Annotated in this window: 20 protein-coding genes; 18 read left to right on the top strand and 2 right to left on the bottom strand. The window is 42.4% G+C overall.

The genetic code is table 11. The annotated features are described in order from the left end of the window. Positions 1-6: 6 nt before the first annotated feature. The 18 genes from fliW to minJ all read left to right on the top strand — a co-directional run bounded on the left by fliW (position 7) and on the right by minJ (position 16,282). A complete protein-coding gene (gene fliW, locus M1D65_RS17580; RefSeq protein ID WP_032726959.1) occupies positions 7-438 on the top strand; it encodes a flagellar assembly protein FliW in 432 nt (143 codons plus the stop codon). Further along, a complete protein-coding gene (gene csrA / locus M1D65_RS17575; protein WP_003219727.1) occupies positions 432-656 on the top strand; it encodes a carbon storage regulator CsrA in 225 nt (74 codons plus the stop codon). The genes fliW and csrA overlap by 7 nt, the downstream gene beginning before the upstream one ends. A gap of 144 nt (positions 657-800) precedes the next feature. After that, positions 801-1,640 carry a flagellin Hag gene (gene hag, locus M1D65_RS17570; RefSeq protein WP_120027546.1) on the top strand — a complete coding sequence of 280 codons (840 nt, stop codon included), beginning with the start codon at positions 801-803 and terminating at the stop codon, positions 1,638-1,640. Between the two features lie 233 nt (positions 1,641-1,873). Further along, a complete protein-coding gene (gene flaG / locus M1D65_RS17565; RefSeq protein WP_021480710.1) occupies positions 1,874-2,203 on the top strand; it encodes a flagellar protein FlaG in 330 nt (109 codons plus the stop codon). A gap of 17 nt (positions 2,204-2,220) precedes the next feature. Further along, on the top strand, positions 2,221-3,717 hold the full coding sequence (locus M1D65_RS17560; protein WP_456270411.1) for a flagellar hook-associated protein 2: 1,497 nt from the start codon (positions 2,221-2,223) through the stop codon (positions 3,715-3,717). Between the two features lie 21 nt (positions 3,718-3,738). Beyond that, positions 3,739-4,140: a flagellar export chaperone FliS gene (gene fliS / locus M1D65_RS17555; RefSeq protein ID WP_014481041.1), complete on the top strand. Its 402-nt coding sequence runs from the start codon at positions 3,739-3,741 to the stop codon at positions 4,138-4,140. Continuing rightward, positions 4,137-4,478 (top strand): flagella biosynthesis regulatory protein FliT, encoded by a 342-nt coding sequence (gene fliT, locus M1D65_RS17550; RefSeq protein WP_003242603.1) that lies wholly within the window; start codon positions 4,137-4,139, stop codon positions 4,476-4,478. The genes fliS and fliT overlap by 4 nt, the downstream gene beginning before the upstream one ends. A 9-nt stretch (positions 4,479-4,487) precedes the next feature. Further along, positions 4,488-4,865 carry a hypothetical protein gene (locus tag M1D65_RS17545; RefSeq protein ID WP_032726950.1) on the top strand — a complete coding sequence of 126 codons (378 nt, stop codon included), beginning with the start codon at positions 4,488-4,490 and terminating at the stop codon, positions 4,863-4,865. 190 nt (positions 4,866-5,055) lie between these two features. Beyond that, positions 5,056-5,625: a ribosome hibernation promotion factor gene (gene hpf, locus M1D65_RS17540; protein WP_003228031.1), complete on the top strand. Its 570-nt coding sequence runs from the start codon at positions 5,056-5,058 to the stop codon at positions 5,623-5,625. 167 nt (positions 5,626-5,792) lie between these two features. After that, positions 5,793-8,318, top strand: coding sequence for a preprotein translocase subunit SecA (secA, locus tag M1D65_RS17535; protein ID WP_003228033.1), 2,526 nt, complete (start codon positions 5,793-5,795; stop codon positions 8,316-8,318). 69 nt (positions 8,319-8,387) lie between these two features. Further along, positions 8,388-9,489 (top strand): peptide chain release factor 2 gene (gene prfB / locus M1D65_RS17530; protein WP_010886623.1). Its coding sequence is split into 2 segments (ribosomal slippage): positions 8,388-8,459 and positions 8,461-9,489, totalling 1,101 coding nucleotides; the frame shifts between segments, so codons are not numbered across the junction. Positions 9,490-9,655: 166 nt separating this feature from the next. Beyond that, on the top strand, positions 9,656-10,501 hold the full coding sequence (locus M1D65_RS17525) for a YitT family protein (protein ID WP_041850477.1): 846 nt from the start codon (positions 9,656-9,658) through the stop codon (positions 10,499-10,501). Positions 10,502-10,549: 48 nt separating this feature from the next. Then, positions 10,550-10,888: a cytochrome c551 gene (cccB, locus tag M1D65_RS17520; RefSeq protein ID WP_021480707.1), complete on the top strand. Its 339-nt coding sequence runs from the start codon at positions 10,550-10,552 to the stop codon at positions 10,886-10,888. Positions 10,889-11,121: 233 nt separating this feature from the next. Next, positions 11,122-11,808, top strand: coding sequence for a cell division ATP-binding protein FtsE (ftsE, locus tag M1D65_RS17515; protein WP_003228039.1), 687 nt, complete (start codon positions 11,122-11,124; stop codon positions 11,806-11,808). Continuing rightward, positions 11,801-12,691, top strand: a complete 891-nt coding sequence (gene ftsX, locus M1D65_RS17510; RefSeq protein ID WP_009968247.1) for a permease-like cell division protein FtsX — start codon at positions 11,801-11,803, stop codon at positions 12,689-12,691. The genes ftsE and ftsX overlap by 8 nt, the downstream gene beginning before the upstream one ends. A gap of 139 nt (positions 12,692-12,830) precedes the next feature. Then, positions 12,831-14,273, top strand: coding sequence for a carboxy-terminal processing protease CtpB (ctpB, locus tag M1D65_RS17505; RefSeq protein ID WP_153257056.1), 1,443 nt, complete (start codon positions 12,831-12,833; stop codon positions 14,271-14,273). 383 nt (positions 14,274-14,656) lie between these two features. After that, positions 14,657-15,010 (top strand): swarming motility protein SwrAA, encoded by a 354-nt coding sequence (gene swrA, locus M1D65_RS17500; RefSeq protein ID WP_015251121.1) that lies wholly within the window; start codon positions 14,657-14,659, stop codon positions 15,008-15,010. Positions 15,011-15,088: 78 nt separating this feature from the next. Then, positions 15,089-16,282 (top strand): cell division topological determinant MinJ, encoded by a 1,194-nt coding sequence (gene minJ / locus M1D65_RS17495; RefSeq protein WP_003228042.1) that lies wholly within the window; start codon positions 15,089-15,091, stop codon positions 16,280-16,282. Between the two features lie 47 nt (positions 16,283-16,329). Here minJ and M1D65_RS17490 read toward each other — a convergent pair whose 3' ends face one another. Both M1D65_RS17490 and M1D65_RS17485 read right to left on the bottom strand, forming a co-directional pair. After that, positions 16,330-17,664 (bottom strand): MFS transporter, encoded by a 1,335-nt coding sequence (locus M1D65_RS17490; RefSeq protein WP_134991776.1) that lies wholly within the window; start codon positions 17,662-17,664, stop codon positions 16,330-16,332. Positions 17,665-17,694: 30 nt separating this feature from the next. Then, positions 17,695-18,264, bottom strand: coding sequence for a TetR/AcrR family transcriptional regulator (locus M1D65_RS17485; protein ID WP_003244088.1), 570 nt, complete (start codon positions 18,262-18,264; stop codon positions 17,695-17,697). Positions 18,265-18,304 lie beyond the last annotated feature (40 nt).

The raw sequence follows: 18,304 nt of genomic DNA, 5'->3' as shown, positions 1-18,304 counted from the left end.
TGAAAAATGATCATTCATACGAAGTACCATGGCCAAATGAACATAAAAGAAGAACAAATCATTCTTTTTGAAAGCGGGATTCCAGGCTTTTTAGAAGAAAAACAGTTCGTCATACTTCCGCTTTCAGAAGACTCCCCATTCGTGGCACTGCAGTCCGTCACTTCAGAAAATCTTGCGTTTATCGTTGTAAGTCCGTTTATCTTTTTTAAGAATTATGAATTTGACCTTGATGAATCAACTGCTGAACTTTTGGATATCGATAATATTCAAGACGTAGAAGTCATGACAATATTGACTATGGCAGAGCCATTTGAAAATTCTACTGCGAATTTATTGGCCCCCATTATTGTGAATCGCAAGAACATGATGGCTAAGCAAGTCGTTTTACACGACTCCTCATATACGACAAAGCATCCGATTGGAGGAGAATCATGCTAGTTTTATCGCGGAAAATAAACGAAGCGATTCAAATAGGTGCTGATATTGAAGTGAAAGTGATTGCGGTTGAGGGGGATCAAGTGAAGCTTGGAATTGACGCCCCAAAGCATATTGATATTCACAGGAAAGAAATCTACTTGACCATTCAGGAAGAAAATAACCGTGCGGCAGCCTTATCCAGCGATGTGATCTCCGCATTATCCTCACAAAAAAAGTGAGGATTTTTTTATTTTTGTATTAACAAAATCAGAGACAATCCGATATTAATGATGTAGCCGGGAGGAGGCGAAAAAGACTCCGCCAGTTACAAAAATAAGGGCACAAGGACGTGCCTTAACAACATATTCAGGGAGGAAATAAAAATGAGAATTAACCACAATATCGCAGCGCTTAACACACTGAACCGTTTGTCTTCAAACAACGGTGCATCACAAAAAAACATGGAGAAACTTTCTTCAGGTCTTCGTATCAACCGTGCGGGAGATGACGCAGCAGGTCTTGCGATCTCTGAAAAAATGAGAGGACAAATCAGAGGTCTTGATATGGCTTCTAAAAACTCTCAAGACGGAATCTCTCTTATCCAAACAGCTGAGGGTGCATTGACTGAAACTCACTCAATTCTTCAACGTGTTCGTGAGTTAACTGTTCAAGCGGGTAACACTGGTACTCAAGATGCAACGACAGACCTTCAAGCCATTCAAGATGAAATTGATAACCTTCTTGATGAGGTAGATGGAATTTCTCAACGTACAGCTTTTAACGGTAAAAACCTTCTTGATGGTACGCAGACAAATGGATTCACTTTCCAAATCGGTGCCAACAAAGGTCAACAATTAACAGTTAACATTGGGGATATGAGTACTGCTGCTACAGGTCTTGACATGTTAAAAGCAGATTACAAAGTAACAACAGCTACGGCAGCTAACACAGATGCGCTTTTAACTAAAGTAGATTCTGCAATTAACAAAGTATCTTCTGAGCGTGGTAAACTTGGTGCGGTACAAAACCGTCTAGAGCACACAATCAACAACTTAAGCGCTTCTGGTGAAAACTTGACAGCTGCTGAGTCTCGTATCCGTGACGTTGACATGGCTAAAGAAATGAGTGAGTTCACAAAGAACAACATTCTTTCTCAGGCTTCTCAAGCGATGCTTGCTCAAGCAAACCAACAGCCGCAAAACGTACTTCAATTATTACGTTAATTTTAAAAAAGACCTTGGCAACGCCAAGGTCTTTTATTTAATGTTTCTAGCTCCGAATACTTCCCCCTTGCTGTCACTAACTCGTGATATAATAACCGGATTCTCCACTAACTTTTTATAAATGTATTTCCAAACAAGAAATCTAAAACAGAAGATTTTTTTCCAAAAATATGTGTAATCTTATCTCGATTTAGTCGATATAAACGATAGATTGGGGCATAGGGGATGATCAATTGAACATTGAAAGGCTCACTACGTTACAACCTGTTTGGGATCGTTATGATACTCAAATACATAATCAGAAAGATAATGATAACGAGGTTCCTGTTCATCAAGTTTCATATACCAATCTTGCTGAAATGGTGGGGGAAATGAACAAGCTTTTGGAACCTTCGCAAGTTCACCTGAAGTTTGAGCTTCATGAGAAGTTAAATGAATACTATGTAAAAGTAATAGAGGACTCTACAAATGAAGTGATCCGCGAAATTCCACCAAAACGGTGGCTTGATTTTTATGCGGCTATGACTGAATTTCTCGGGTTATTTGTAGATGAAAAAAAGTAGAATAGGAGTGGTTTGAGATGGTCACAAGAATAACAGGTCTGGCATCAGGAATGGATATAGATGATATTGTATCAAAGCTGATGCAGACAGAAAGAGCGCCGCTTGATAAGCTGAAGCAAAAAAAGCAGACTCTTGAATGGCAGCGTGACAGCTATCGTGAAGTCAATACAAAAATAAAAGAATTGCAAGATTATATGTCTAAAAATACGTTGACATATCCTAGCACGTATCAGAGCAAAACTGTGACAAGCTCTAATGAGTCTGTGTTAACTGCTACAGGAAGCGCAAGTGCACCAAACTCTTCTTCTACTGTTGAAGTGGCGAGCTTGGCAACCGCAGCAACGTATAAGGCAAACAATTATACGGATTATACACAAGGCGATTATAATTTGGCATTTAACGTTGTTGCGCCTGGTGAGACAACGGCAAAAACAGTGAACATCAGTGTGACGAGCGCCGATACGATTGATAATGTGATTTCTAAACTTAACAGTTCAGATCTAGGAGTATCAGCTTTTAAAGATAAAATTTGGAATGGTACAGAGTACGTAGAAACCATTGCGTTTTCTTCTAAAGCAACAGGTGCAGGGGGCAGTATACAGGCAGCAGACTCTGCTACAGCTGACTTTATGTCCGGTCAGCTTGGTTTTTCTTTGGATGCTGATAATAAGCTCACTGCTTACAAAGAAGGCACAAATGCCAAAGTCACAATTAACGGCTTTGAAATGGAGAAGCTGACAAACAATTTCACGGTGAATGGTGTTACTTACTCGATTAAAAATACAACTGCAGCCACAGGTCCTGTTACCACATCTGTTTCTACTGATGTTGACGGGATTTATAATCAAATCAAAGAGTTTGTAGATAAATACAATGAAATGGTTGACAGCCTGAATGAAAAGCTGAAAGAAGAAAAATACCGAGACTATACTCCGTTGACAAGTGAACAAAAAGAAGCCATGTCCGATAAAGAGGTAGAGCTCTGGGAGGAGAAGGCAAAAAGCGGATTGCTTAGAAATGATTCCAGCATCAGCACCGGCACGAACCAAATGCGGACTGACTTTTATACTCAAGTTAATGCGGATGGGAAAACCTATCAATTGACAGAATTCGGCATAACAACCTCAAGTACTTACCAAATGCGGGGACATTTAGAGATTAATGAAGACAAACTGAAAGCCAAAATACAAGAAGATCCGCAAAGTGTTGCCGCTTTATTTACAAGTGGATCGAACAGCAGCGCCTATAGTGATAAAGGGATTATGAAACGCATCGGTGACACCCTGAAAAGTACGGTGAAAAGCATTGAAGCAAAAGCCGGCAACTCGACAATGGGAACCAATGATTATTCAATCGGTAAAAATTTAAATACGATCAGCACTGATATTACCAAAATGCAGGACCGGTTAACCACAATAGAAAACCGCTATTATTCAAAATTCAGTGCAATGGATTCTGCGATTCAAAAAATGAACGAACAAGCGTCCTATTTATCACAGCTTCTTGTACAATAAATGTAATTTGGAGGATGACACATGGCGATCCAAAATCCTTATACAGCCTATCAGCAAAATTCAGTGAATACGGCTACACCCGGTGAACTGACGCTTATGCTGTATAATGGCTGTTTGAAATTTATAAGACTTGCCTCTCAGGCCATCGAGAATGATGATATGGAACGTAAAAATGAGAATCTGATTAAAGCGCAAAATATTATTCAGGAATTAAATTTTACACTTAACCGTAACATAGAGCTTTCCGCTTCCATGGGTGCGATGTACGATTATATGTATCGAAGATTGGTACAGGCAAATATCAAAAATGATACGGGCATGCTGGCTGAGGTTGAAGGCTATGTAACAGATTTTCGCGATGCTTGGAAACAGGCCATTCAAAGTGAGCGGAAGGACCGGCACGGATCAGGCGGGATCGCATGAATAATATAGATCAACTATACACTGAGACGAAGAGTATGCTGTCACACATACAAAATACGCCGGAAAGCGATGAACTTTTAAAGCAAATTGAAGACTTTGTGGCTACACGGTCTGAACTGATTCAGGAGATATCTCTGCCGCTTTCAGAAGAAGAGCGAAAGCAGATGAAACTTATTTTGACATGGGATCAGCTGATTGTGAAGGAAATGGAAAGACTGAAGCAGTCAATCGCAACAGAACTTCAGCAGATGAAAAGAAAACGTGTGATGCATACGACGTATTTAAACCCTTATAACAACATTACGATTGACGGCACATATTATGACAAGCGTAAATAGGTGAGTGCCTTGAAGAGCATTGAAGATTATACGCTTTTATCAGCTTATTATCATCTTCTTTTTACCATCGAAGAGGGGTTGTGTTATTTGATAGAGGCTGAAGAGAATTTATCAAAAACAGAAGGGGATCGGATCTACCAAGATCTGATCCAAGCCTTTTTTTATTTGGATTCAACACATTCAACACTTCTCTTCATTATGGATTCGCGGTGTGCTGAAATTTGTGTGAAAGCATTTGACCAAATTTTTGCGGAGTTTGATCAATTGGTCTCTTTCTCTTTTCCCTCTCATGAGTTCTGTGAGTATTTAAAGGAACATTTTCTGATTCAGTATAGAAAATGGATGCTGTCTATTCATCAATGTATGGAACCCTTTTTAATCAATTAGGCGTGTGTGAGGTATTTGTTTCGTTCAATCAGCATATACATATACCTCCGAACCGCCAATAACAGAGCAAATACAAACAAAATTCGACAAAGTTCACTGAATTTTCACAAAAGATTTATGTTTCAGCAGGAATTGTAAAGGGTAAAAGAGAAATAGATACATATCCTTAATAAAAGGGAGGCGTTCTTTGATGAACTATAACATCAGAGGAGAAAATATTGAAGTGACACCCGCGTTAAAGGATCATGTCGAGAGGAAGATCGGCAAGCTGGAGCGCTATTTTGACCATAGCGTGGATGCTGATGTGAACGTCAACTTGAAGTTTTACAATGACAAGGAGTCTAAGGTTGAGGTTACGATTCCGATGACAGATCTGGCGCTTCGGTCCGAGGTGCATAACGAGGATATGTACAACGCAATTGATCTCGCAACAAACAAACTGGAACGTCAAATCCGTAAGCATAAAACGAAAGTAAACCGTAAATTCCGTGAGCAGGGCTCTCCAAAATATTTATTGGCAAACGGTCTTGGCTCTGATACAGATATTGCGGTTCAGGATGACATAGAAGAGGAGGAGAGCTTGGATATCGTCCGTCAGAAACGCTTTAATTTAAAGCCGATGGATAGTGAAGAAGCGATCCTGCAAATGAATATGCTCGGCCATAATTTCTTTGTTTTCACAAATGCGGAAACAAACCTTACAAATGTCGTGTACCGCAGAAATGACGGGAAATATGGCTTAATTGAACCGACTGAATAATGAAGAGAAGCCTTCCGTGATGTCCGCGGAAGGTTTTTGTTTTTCTTATTTGCAAATTCTTTGGAAATAACAAAAGGTATGATATGATAATGAGAGGTATACATGGACTAGTAAATTATTTATACATGCCTTTAAAATAGGCATGTGATGATAGAGGAGCGTTATAAATGCTTGGAATTTTAAATAAAATGTTTGATCCAACAAAACGTACGCTGAATAGATACGAAAAAATTGCTAACGATATTGATGCGATTCGCGGAGACTATGAAAATCTCTCTGACGACGCGTTGAAACATAAAACAATTGAATTTAAAGAGCGTCTTGAAAAAGGGGCGACAACAGATGATCTTCTTGTTGAAGCTTTCGCTGTTGTTCGAGAAGCTTCACGCCGCGTAACAGGTATGTTTCCGTTTAAAGTCCAGCTCATGGGGGGCGTAGCGCTTCATGACGGAAATATCGCGGAAATGAAAACAGGGGAAGGGAAAACATTAACGTCTACTCTGCCTGTTTATTTAAATGCGTTAACAGGTAAAGGCGTACACGTCGTGACTGTCAACGAATACTTGGCAAGCCGTGACGCTGAACAAATGGGGAAAATTTTCGAGTTTCTCGGTCTGACTGTCGGCTTGAATTTAAACTCAATGTCAAAAGACGAAAAACGGGAAGCTTATGCAGCTGACATTACTTACTCTACAAACAATGAGCTTGGCTTCGACTATTTGCGTGACAATATGGTTCTTTATAAAGAGCAGATGGTTCAGCGCCCGCTTCATTTTGCGGTAATAGATGAAGTTGACTCTATTTTAATTGATGAAGCGAGAACACCTCTTATCATTTCTGGACAAGCTGCCAAATCCACTAAGCTGTACGTACAGGCAAATGCTTTTGTCCGTACGTTAAAAGCGGAGAAGGATTACACGTACGATATCAAAACAAAAGCTGTACAGCTTACTGAAGAAGGAATGACGAAGGCGGAAAAAGCGTTCGGCATCGATAACCTCTTTGATGTGAAGCATGTCGCGCTCAACCACCATATCAACCAGGCCTTAAAAGCTCACGTTGCGATGCAAAAGGACGTTGACTATGTAGTGGAAGACGGACAGGTTGTTATTGTTGATTCCTTCACGGGACGTCTGATGAAAGGCCGCCGCTACAGTGAGGGGCTTCACCAAGCGATTGAAGCGAAGGAAGGGCTTGAGATTCAAAACGAAAGCATGACCTTGGCGACGATTACGTTCCAAAACTACTTCCGAATGTACGAAAAACTTGCCGGTATGACGGGTACAGCTAAGACAGAGGAAGAAGAATTCCGCAACATCTACAACATGCAGGTTGTCACGATCCCTACCAACAGGCCTGTTGTCCGTGATGACCGCCCGGATTTAATTTACCGCACGATGGAAGGAAAGTTTAAGGCAGTTGCGGAGGATGTCGCACAGCGTTATATGACGGGACAGCCTGTTTTAGTCGGTACGGTTGCCGTTGAAACATCTGAATTGATTTCTAAGCTGCTTAAAAACAAAGGAATTCCGCATCAAGTGTTAAATGCCAAAAACCATGAACGTGAAGCGCAGATCATTGAAGAGGCCGGCCAAAAAGGCGCAGTTACGATTGCGACTAACATGGCGGGGCGCGGAACGGACATTAAGCTTGGCGAAGGTGTAAAAGAGCTTGGCGGACTCGCTGTTGTCGGAACAGAACGACACGAATCACGCCGGATTGACAATCAGCTTCGAGGTCGTTCCGGACGTCAGGGAGACCCGGGGATTACTCAATTTTATCTTTCTATGGAAGATGAATTGATGCGCAGATTCGGAGCTGAGCGGACAATGGCGATGCTGGACCGCTTCGGCATGGACGACTCTACTCCAATCCAAAGCAAAATGGTATCTCGCGCGGTTGAATCGTCACAAAAACGTGTCGAAGGCAATAACTTCGATTCGCGTAAACAGCTTCTGCAATATGATGATGTTCTCCGCCAGCAGCGTGAGGTCATTTATAAGCAGCGCTTTGAAGTCATTGACTCTGAAAACCTGCGTGAAATCGTTGAAAATATGATCAAGTCTTCTCTCGAACGCGCAATTGCAGCCTATACGCCAAGAGAAGAGCTTCCTGAGGAGTGGAAGCTTGACGGTCTAGTTGATCTTATCAACACAACTTATCTTGATGAAGGTGCGCTTGAGAAGAGCGATATCTTCGGGAAAGAACCGGATGAAATGCTTGAGCTCATTATGGACCGCATCATCACAAAATATAATGAGAAGGAAGAGCAATTCGGCAAAGAGCAAATGCGCGAATTCGAAAAAGTTATCGTTCTTCGTGCCGTTGATTCTAAATGGATGGATCATATTGATGCGATGGATCAGCTCCGCCAAGGGATTCACCTTCGTGCTTACGCGCAGACGAACCCGCTTCGTGAGTATCAAATGGAAGGCTTTGCGATGTTTGAGCATATGATTGAATCAATTGAGGACGAAGTCGCAAAATTTGTGATGAAAGCTGAGATTGAAAACAATCTGGAGCGTGAAGAGGTTGTACAAGGCCAAACAACAGCTCATCAGCCGCAAGAAGGCGACGACAACAAAAAAGCAAAGAAAGCACCGGTTCGCAAAGTGGTTGATATCGGACGAAATGCCCCATGCCACTGCGGAAGCGGGAAAAAATATAAAAATTGCTGCGGCCGTACTGAATAGTTCGCCCCGGCAAGTTTACTGACCGCGGCGCCTGCAGGCGCCTGCGGATCTTTTAATGAGGTGAATGAAATGGAATTATCAGAAATCAGAGCAGAGCTCGAAAATATGGCTTCTCGTTTAGCGGACTTTAGGGGGTCTCTTTGACCTCGAATCAAAGGAGGCCCGCATTGCTGAGCTAGATGAACAAATGGCTGATCCGGAATTCTGGAATGATCAGCAAAAAGCTCAAACGGTTATAAATGAAGCAAACGGTTTAAAGGATTATGTCAATTCGTATAAAAAATTGAATGAATCCCACGAAGAATTACAAATGACTCATGATCTTTTGAAAGAAGAGCCGGACACTGATCTCCAGCTTGAGCTTGAAAAAGAACTAAAATCATTAACAAAAGAGTTCAATGAGTTTGAGCTTCAGCTTCTTCTCAGCGAGCCGTATGATAAAAATAACGCGATTTTAGAACTGCACCCTGGTGCTGGCGGTACAGAGTCACAGGACTGGGGCTCTATGCTTCTTAGAATGTATACAAGATGGGGAGAGCGCCGCGGCTTTAAAGTAGAAACACTCGATTACCTTCCAGGTGACGAGGCGGGAATCAAGTCAGTGACATTGCTCATCAAAGGACATAACGCTTACGGGTATCTCAAAGCAGAAAAAGGTGTCCATCGTCTTGTGCGGATCTCACCATTTGATTCATCAGGCCGCCGCCACACATCTTTCGTTTCATGTGAAGTCATGCCTGAATTTAACGATGAAATTGATATTGATATTCGTACGGAGGATATTAAAGTTGACACGTACCGTGCAAGCGGCGCGGGCGGACAGCACGTCAATACGACGGATTCAGCCGTTCGGATTACTCACTTGCCGACGAACGTAGTTGTGACATGCCAAACGGAGCGCTCACAAATTAAAAACCGTGAAAGAGCCATGAAAATGCTGAAGGCCAAGCTGTATCAGCGCAGAATTGAAGAGCAGCAGGCAGAGCTGGATGAAATTCGCGGTGAACAAAAAGAAATCGGCTGGGGCAGCCAAATCCGTTCTTATGTATTCCATCCGTATTCCATGGTAAAAGACCATCGGACCAATACAGAAATGGGGAACGTTCAAGCTGTAATGGATGGTGACATTGATACGTTCATTGATGCCTACCTGCGTTCTAAGCTTTCATAAGCTGAAAAACACACCTGATGCATACGGGTGTGTTTTTTTTATTCCTTATATCCTTGATTTCACTGCTGCTTTAGCATATTACCACTGTATTTGGGTGTTATTTACATCTAATCAGGGAAGGATTAAAATGCTATCGGAGAGCATTGGAAGAAACGGAGGATATATGATGGACGTACGGAATAAAGCATTGTGGATTTTGCGGGATTATGTATACATATTGTTAGGAGCAGCTATTACGGCCGTGTCCTTTAATTTATTTTTGCTTCCGAACAAGATTGCCGCCGGCGGTGTCAGCGGGATCAGTACGATTTTACAATCATATGGTTTTGAAGCAGCGTATGTACAGTGGATTATTAATATCCCTTTATTTATTGCTGGCGTCATTTTGCTCGGCGGGAAATTTGGACTAAAGACGCTTGCAGGTTCTGTGTTTTTGCCGCTAGTAGTGTTTCTGACAAGGGATATTCAGCCCGCCACTCATCATGAACTCTTGGCGGCGATTTTTGGCGGTGTCGGGATAGGTATCGGAATTGGTATTGTGTACTTAGGGAAAGGTTCGACGGGAGGTACAGCCTTGGCTGCACAGATCATTCATAAGTACTCCGGTCTGTCATTGGGGAAGTGCCTCGCCATCATTGACGGAATGATTGTTGTTACGGCTATGATCGTATTTAATATTGAGCAAGGCTTATATGCCATGCTTGGCGTCTATGTGTCCAGCAAAACCATTGATGTTGTGCAAGTCGGCTTTAATCGTTCAAAAATGGCACTCATCATTACAAAGCAGGAGCAGGCTGTCAAGGAGGCTGTCTTACAGAAGATTGACAGAGGCGTGACAAAAATTTCTGCAGTCGGCGGATATACTGACGATGACCGTCCGATTTTAATGTGCGTGGTTGGGCAAACTGAATTCACCAAATTGAAACAAATCGTTAAACAGATTGATGAGTCAGCTTTTGTGATTGTAGCAGACGCGAGCGAGGTGCTGGGCGAGGGTTTCAAACGCGCTTAAACGAGGTTATAATATGGAAGAGATCGTAAAGGAGTTGTGCTTCTCAACATGAAATCAAAGTTATCGATACTAATGATTGGATTTGCGCTTTCTGTTCTGTTGGCTGCCTGCGGATCAAACGATGCAAAAGAAGAGAAGGCAGACACCGGCAGCAAGACGGAAGCCACTGCATCTGAAGGGGAAGAATTATATCAGCAAAGCTGCGTAGGCTGCCACGGCAAGGATTTAGAAGGTGTGTCAGGACCTAATCTCCAAGAGGTCGGAGGCAAATACGATGAACACAAAATTGAAAGCATTATTAAAAACGGCCGCGGCAATATGCCAAAGGGGCTTGTAGAGGATAACGAAGCCGCTGTTATTGCCAAATGGCTGTCAGAAAAAAAGTAAGATAAAAACATCCTTGCCGAGTGCCGGCAAGGATGTTTTTATGCCTTGACAATATGAATGAAAAGAAACTGTAATAGTATTATGTCTAAATTTGACGTATAATGAAGTGTATTGAAAAAGGGAACTTTCAGATTTTTCATCTTTTTACAAATGAATGGGTCATAAATTGTCGAATGCATTCGAAGAGTATGACCGTGTGATAGATAAAATGATATAAAAGATTAGGTGATTTCATGATAGAGATGAAGGAAGTATATAAAGCCTATCCGAACGGCGTAAAAGCGCTCAATGGGATTTCTGTTACCATTCATCCCGGCGAGTTTGTGTATGTTGTTGGTCCGAGCGGAGCGGGTAAATCTACTTTTATTAAAATGATTTACAGAGAAGAAAAACCGACAAAAGGACAAATTTTAATCAATCATAAAGATCTCGCGACAATTAAAGAAAAAGAGATTCCTTTCGTGCGCCGCAAAATAGGCGTTGTCTTTCAGGATTTCAAGCTTCTTCCGAAACTTACTGTTTTTGAAAATGTGGCATTTGCCCTTGAAGTGATTGGAGAACAGCCGTCTGTCATTAAGAAACGGGTGCTTGAAGTGCTTGATCTCGTGCAGTTGAAGCATAAAGCGCGACAATTTCCTGACCAGCTTTCAGGCGGGGAGCAGCAGCGTGTATCTATTGCAAGATCAATTGTGAACAATCCTGATGTTGTCATTGCTGATGAACCGACAGGAAACCTTGATCCGGATACGTCTTGGGAAGTCATGAAGACGCTGGAGGAAATTAACAACCGCGGGACAACAGTCGTGATGGCGACACATAATAAAGAAATCGTAAACACCATGAAGAAACGTGTCATTGCAATCGAAGATGGTATCATTGTGCGTGATGAGTCAAGAGGGGAGTATGGTTCATATGATTAAAATTCTCGGGCGCCACTTGCGTGAGAGTTTTAAATCTCTCGGTAGAAACACATGGATGACATTTGCATCCATTAGTGCTGTAACCGTTACGCTGATTTTAGTCGGCGTGTTTTTAGTGATTATGCTGAATTTGAATAACATGGCCACGAATGCTGAAAAACAAGTTGAAATCAAAGTGCTGATTGATCTGACTGCAGATCAGAAGGCACAGGACAAGCTTCAGAACGATATTAAGGAACTGAAGGGCATTCAGAGTGTTACTTTTTCATCTAAAGAAAAAGAGCTTGACCAGCTGGTTGACAGTTTTGGTGACAGCGGAAAATCTCTGACAATGAAGGATCAGGAAAACCCGCTTAATGATGCGTTTGTCGTCAAAACGACAGATCCGCATGATACGCCGAACGTGGCGAAAAAGATCGAAAAAATGGATCATGTTTATAAAGTCACTTATGGAAAAGAAGAGGTCAGCCGTTTGTTTAAAGTGGTCGGCGTTTCCCGCAACATTGGAATCGCGTTAATTATCGGCCTGGTATTTACGGCGATGTTCTTAATTTCCAACACCATTAAAATTACAATTTTCGCAAGAAGAAAAGAAATTGAAATCATGAAGCTTGTCGGCGCGACAAACTGGTTTATCCGCTGGCCGTTTTTCCTTGAAGGATTGCTGCTAGGCGTATTCGGTTCTGTGATTCCGATTGCACTGGTGCTGAGCACTTACCAATACGTCATCGGATGGGTCGTTCCAAAGGTTCAAGGATCATTTGTCTCTCTTCTTCCTTATAATCCATTTGTATTCCAAGTTTCGCTAGTGCTGATTGCAATCGGCGCAGTAATTGGAGTATGGGGAAGTCTGACTTCCATCCGCAAGTTTTTGCGAGTATAAAGTGAAAAAGCCGTTCCGCTTTCGGGACGGCTTTTCATTTGCCTTCTTTTTCTTCTATGATTACATGAAATCTCCATCCTTTACATATACTATCTCTAGGTTTTGGTAAAGACAGTCTGGCATACAGGAGGAGTAAAGGATGAATCAAAAAATAATGGCTGTGATAGCAGCAGGGAGCATGCTGTTCGGAGGCGCCGGTGTATATGCGGGAATCAACCTGCTTGAGATGGATAAGCCCCAGACTGCAGCAGTTCCCGCGACGGCACAAGCTGACTCTGAACGGGATAAAGCTATGGACAAAATCGAAAAAGCGTATGAGTTAATTTCGAATGAGTACGTAGAAAAAGTAGATAGAGAAAAGCTGCTCGAGGGAGCCATCCAGGGAATGCTGTCTACGCTAAATGATCCTTATTCTGTTTACATGGATAAGCAGACAGCTAAGCAATTTTCTGATTCTCTTGATTCCTCATTTGAAGGCATCGGGGCTGAGGTTGGCATGGAAGACGGCAAAATTATTATTGTTTCCCCATTCAAGAAATCGCCAGCGGAAAAAGCCGGGTTGAAGCCTAATGATGAAATTATCAGCATCAATGGAGAATCGATGGCCGGCAAGGATTTAAACCACGCTGTGTTAAAAATAAGAGGAAAAAAAGGGTCCAGCGTTTCAATGAAGATTCAGCGGCCTGGAACGAAGAAGCAGCTGTCATTCCGGATCAAGAGAGCTGAGATTCCACTCGAAACGGTTTTTGCATCAGAGAAAAAAGTACAGGGGCATTCTGTCGGATATATTGCCATCTCTACTTTTTCTGAGCACACCGCAGAGGATTTTGCAAAAGCGCTGAGGGAGCTTGAGAAAAAAGAAATAGAAGGACTTGTCATTGATGTACGCGGCAACCCGGGCGGATATCTTCAAAGTGTGGAAGAAATTCTTAAGCATTTCGTTACAAAGAATCAGCCGTATATTCAGATTGCTGAACGCAATGGGGATAAAAAACGTTATTTTTCAACATTGACCCATAAAAAAGCGTACCCTGTCAATGTGATTACGGATAAAGGAAGTGCCTCTGCATCAGAAATTCTTGCCGGCGCATTAAAGGAAGCTGGCCATTATGATGTTGTAGGCGATACGTCTTTTGGAAAGGGAACGGTTCAACAGGCTGTGCCAATGGGGGACGGCAGCAACATCAAATTAACGCTTTACAAGTGGCTGACGCCAAATGGAAACTGGATTCATAAGAAAGGAATTGAACCGACCATTGCGATTAAGCAGCCCGATTATTTTTCCGCCGGGCCTTTACAGCTGAAAGAGCCGCTTAAAGTGGACATGAACAATGAAGACGTCAAGCATGCGCAGGTATTGTTAAAAGGGCTCAGCTTTGATCCGGGACGTGAGGATGGCTATTTCAGCAAAGACATGAAAAAAGCGGTTATGGCTTTTCAGGATCAAAACAAGCTGAATAAAACCGGTGTGATCGACACTCGCACTGCAGAGACATTAAACCGGCAGATAGAAAAGAAAAAATCAGATGAAAAAAATGATTTGCAGCTTCAAACAGCATTGAAATCATTATTTGTCAATTAAAGGAGATGGTATTCCATCTCCTGTTTCTTTGTGCTTAAAGAGATTATGGATCATAAGTCACATAAAAAATGAGTTTTTGACAAGAAATTAAAAAAATTTTCACAAATAAACATTTATAAAGGACTGTTATTACCCGATATCAATATATGAGAGAGACTTTCTAACGAGTTAATATGCATTTAAAATGAAACTTTTGCAAGTTGCCTAGTCTTTGTTTACTTCATACAATATAAGAAGGTTCTAAAAAGAACAGTAATCAGGTTAATGGCAGCTGAACGACAGGTATTTAAAGAGTAACGTTAGCGAGAATGCTTGTTAGCACTCCAGTACTGCTGCTTATACTGGCCCGTGCTTATCTGTATAAAGAAAATGGGGGTTCACAATTGAAGAGGGCAAGTATTGTGCGTGAAAAAAAATATTATGAATTAGTGGAACAATTAAAAGACAGAACACAAGACGTAACATTTTCAGCTACAAAAGCACTAAGTCTTCTTATGCTGTTCAGCAGATATTTGGTCAATTACACCAATGTCGAATCAGTAAATGACATTAATGAGGAATGCGCCAAACATTATTTTAACTACTTAATGAAAAATCATAAGCGATTAGGAATTAATCTGACAGATATAAAAAGGTCGATGCATCTAATCAGCGGGTTATTGGATGTGGATGTAAACCACTATTTAAAGGATTTTTCACTATCGAATGTCACGCTGTGGATGACGCAAGAGAGATAAACTCTCCTGAGGATATCCAAGCCATTTAATATTTGATAGAATATGAGTAACATGTTTGGCTTGAGGCGGTGAGAGATAGTGTCTGTTCAATGGGGAATTGAACTGTTAAAAAGCGCGGGCTTGTTCTTCTTACACCCGCTTTTCTGGTTTTTTATCATCATAACCCTGGCTTTCGGCTATGTAAGAATCAAACGGGAACGAAAAACCTTTCATACAAGAATAGCAGATATTTATGATGATCTGAAATTTACATATACAAAGGGACTGATTCCAGGTCTTCTTTTGTCAGTTATTTTAGGTGGACTCGGAATATCGATTCCTCTCGGTTTACTTGCGATTATTGCCGTTATCACTGCAGCGGCAGCGTTCACTCTTCGCGCAAACTGGATGTCTGCTGCATATATCGTCAGTGTAAGTATGCTGATAGGTTTTGGACTGCAAATATATCAGGCGGAGCCCTTTCTGGAGAGATTTCCGCAAGGATTTGCAGTTGTTTGGCCGGCTGTGGCTGTGTTTCTAGGTTTGCTGATTATCACTGAAGGAGCGGTTGCTTATCGTTCTGCGCATGTGAGAACATCACCGGCACTTGTCGTAAGCAGCCGCGGTTTGCCGATCGGACAGCAGCTGGCAAACCGGGTTTGGCTTTTGCCGCTGTTCCTTCTCGTGCCCGGTAATGGTTTAGAATCGCACCTTAGCTGGTGGCCCGTGTTTACTGTTCCCGGCGGCTCATTCCATTTTCTATGGATTCCTTACTTTGTCGGATTTGGACAAAGGGTACAGGGATCGCTGCCTGAAACGAGTATAAGGATCACAGCGAAACGCGTTTGTATTCTCGGTCTTGCCGTCGCAGTTCTCGGGGCAGCGAGCTTACTGTGGACGCCGCTTGCGGGTGCAGCGGTCTGTACTGCTTTGTTAGGGCGTATTTTTCTGTCCATAAAGCAAAGAGTGAATGATAACGCGGCTCCGTTTTATTTCTCGAAAAGGGATCAGGGCTTAATGGTGCTTGGGATTATCCCCAATACGCCGGCTGAGGATCTGGAATTGAAAATTGGGGAAATCATAACGAAAGTCAATGGCATACCAGTTAAGAACGTTTCTGATTTCTATGAAGCGCTTCAGCATAACCGTGCATATGTAAAGCTTGAAATTATCGGTTTGAATGGAGAAATTCGTTTTGACCAGCGAGCTTCTTATGAAGGAGAACATCATGAATTGGGCATCCTCTTCGTAAAGGATGACCGTGAAGACGAAGCAGCCGCTTCTGGATCATAAAAGGCAGCCCGGCACCGCAGGAAGATGCGATGCCGGGCTGTTTTGTGTTACGCTGAGTTTTTTTCTATCCGTGCCGTTTCATCAGATTTGATGCCCAATGAAACAAAAACGCCGATGATGGATACAGCAAAGAGAATCATAAATAGGGTGTGATATCCCGAAATCAGGCCAATTAAGGCTGATGAAATGATGCTTCCGAAATAACGGAAGGTCGAGAAAATCCCAGATGCCACTCCTGACATACCGGGGTCTACTGTGGCAAGGGATGAAACCTGCATGCTGGTCAGACCGACTCCGGAAGCGAGCCCGCCAAGGATAAGAGAGAGCATGAGGAACAAGACAGAATGCGAGCTGCTTAACAGCAAAAATAATAGATTCGCACCAGCCATCATGGCAAATGAAAGAAAAATGATTTTTTTGGCTCCCCATTTGTGATGGAGCTGCGCGCCCACCCAGTTGCTGGCTGACATGAAGATCGAAAATACAGAAAGCGCCATCCCGCTGTTAGACGTATTAAGCCCAAATTGGTTCGTCATAAATAACGGCATAATCAATAAGACGGCATACATCATCAAATTGCTTAACAAGACTGATAGATTCGCATTTGTAAAGGTTGAGCTTTTAAACAGTGCAAAGTCAATGATAGGGTGCTTGGTACGTTTTTCTCTTCTGAAAAAAAGCGGAACAAAAAGAAGTATCAATACACTGTATACCGCATATCCCCATGGAGCCTCATTTTTCGTCAGCAGGATAATGGAAACGATGCTGCCTGCAAGCAAGAGAGAGCCGATGATATCCAGCGGCGCGTCAGATTTATTTTCTTTATATTGAGGAAACATCGTTAATGCCGTAAATAAAGCAATAGCGAGGAACGGGATGTTGACCCAAAAAATCGAATGCCAGCTGAAGCTGTCAATCAGTATAGAGCCGATAAAAGGCCCGAGTGCTGCACCAAGTCCCGCGCCCAGTCCGAAAAATCCAAACACTTTCGGTAGGCGTTTTTCAGAAACAACATGCCGGATAATGGCAATGCTGTTTGGCGTAAGCAATGCCCCGCCGACAGCCTGCAATGCCCGAAAAACAATTAACAGGAGCAGACTCGGTGAAAGGGCGCAGCCTAGAGATGCGATTAGAAAAAGGCCGACTCCCCATAAGTACATTGTTTTATTGCCGTACATGTCACCCAGCTTTCCTGCAATCGGCTGTGTGACTGCCATCACGATTAAATAAACGGTAACCACCCAAGTGATGCTTGCGATGGACTCGTTATACGTATGGGAAATAGATGAGAGCGCGACCGCGATCATCGTTGAATTAATGGGAGCCAGAATGGCCCCCAATAATAGCGAGACGATCAGCGCCCATTCTTTTCTTGAGCTCATTGGGATCCTCCTTTTTATTATGCCAAGGAGTTAATCAGCAGAAATTCCTTTGACAAATAGAGCTGTGCTGTGCTCCAGCATTTTTTCCTGGGGCATTGATATGACCCGGTCTCCTAAGTGGAGACGGTGAATGAAATAACCGAAGATAATCGACATGAACACGTCGGCATGCTCCGCTTCATTTCCAGTCTGAATAACCCCTTTCTCACCCATTGTTTTGAGATAATCAACCAATAGCTGTTTCATAGATTGGGGATATTCAGTGACGTGGTTAATGACATCCTGAAACATGGCCGGTTCACGAAAGCTGATTTTAATGATATCTTTTCTATGTTCGAGCTCCTCCAAGAGACAGGTTCCGATATGAAGCAGGTCTTTGTACAAATCCCCTTCTGTTTGTTCCAAAATGCTGCCTCTGTTTGAAGAATGCTGAGAAAGCAAAGCCTCAACTAGTCCTTGTTTGTTTTTAAAGTTCCTGAAAATCGTCGCTTCACTTACATTTGCTTTTTCTGCAATTTCTTTTGTAGTTGTTGCGCGATATCCTTTTTTGACGAGCAGCTGCATGGCAGCGTCAAGGATTCTCTTGTTTGTCGGTCTCAATACGTTTCACCTCACGAGTATACTGGCAGGACAAGTATAC

This window comes from Bacillus sp. JZ39 (assembly GCF_053903145.1).
This window is presented reverse-complemented; position numbering and strand designations above follow the sequence as displayed.

Coding starts and splice junctions, on each gene's coding strand:
- fliW (WP_032726959.1), top strand. CDS start 7: ATGATCATTCATACGAAGTACCATGGCCAAATGAACATAAAAGAAGAA.
- csrA (WP_003219727.1), top strand. CDS start 432: ATGCTAGTTTTATCGCGGAAAATAAACGAAGCGATTCAAATAGGTGCT.
- hag (WP_120027546.1), top strand. CDS start 801: ATGAGAATTAACCACAATATCGCAGCGCTTAACACACTGAACCGTTTG.
- M1D65_RS17560 (WP_456270411.1), top strand. CDS start 2,221: ATGGTCACAAGAATAACAGGTCTGGCATCAGGAATGGATATAGATGAT.
- fliS (WP_014481041.1), top strand. CDS start 3,739: ATGGCGATCCAAAATCCTTATACAGCCTATCAGCAAAATTCAGTGAAT.
- fliT (WP_003242603.1), top strand. CDS start 4,137: ATGAATAATATAGATCAACTATACACTGAGACGAAGAGTATGCTGTCA.
- hpf (WP_003228031.1), top strand. CDS start 5,056: ATGAACTATAACATCAGAGGAGAAAATATTGAAGTGACACCCGCGTTA.
- secA (WP_003228033.1), top strand. CDS start 5,793: ATGCTTGGAATTTTAAATAAAATGTTTGATCCAACAAAACGTACGCTG.
- M1D65_RS17525 (WP_041850477.1), top strand. CDS start 9,656: ATGGACGTACGGAATAAAGCATTGTGGATTTTGCGGGATTATGTATAC.
- cccB (WP_021480707.1), top strand. CDS start 10,550: ATGAAATCAAAGTTATCGATACTAATGATTGGATTTGCGCTTTCTGTT.
- ftsE (WP_003228039.1), top strand. CDS start 11,122: ATGATAGAGATGAAGGAAGTATATAAAGCCTATCCGAACGGCGTAAAA.
- ftsX (WP_009968247.1), top strand. CDS start 11,801: ATGATTAAAATTCTCGGGCGCCACTTGCGTGAGAGTTTTAAATCTCTC.
- ctpB (WP_153257056.1), top strand. CDS start 12,831: ATGAATCAAAAAATAATGGCTGTGATAGCAGCAGGGAGCATGCTGTTC.
- M1D65_RS17490 (WP_134991776.1), bottom strand. CDS start 17,664: ATGAGCTCAAGAAAAGAATGGGCGCTGATCGTCTCGCTATTATTGGGG.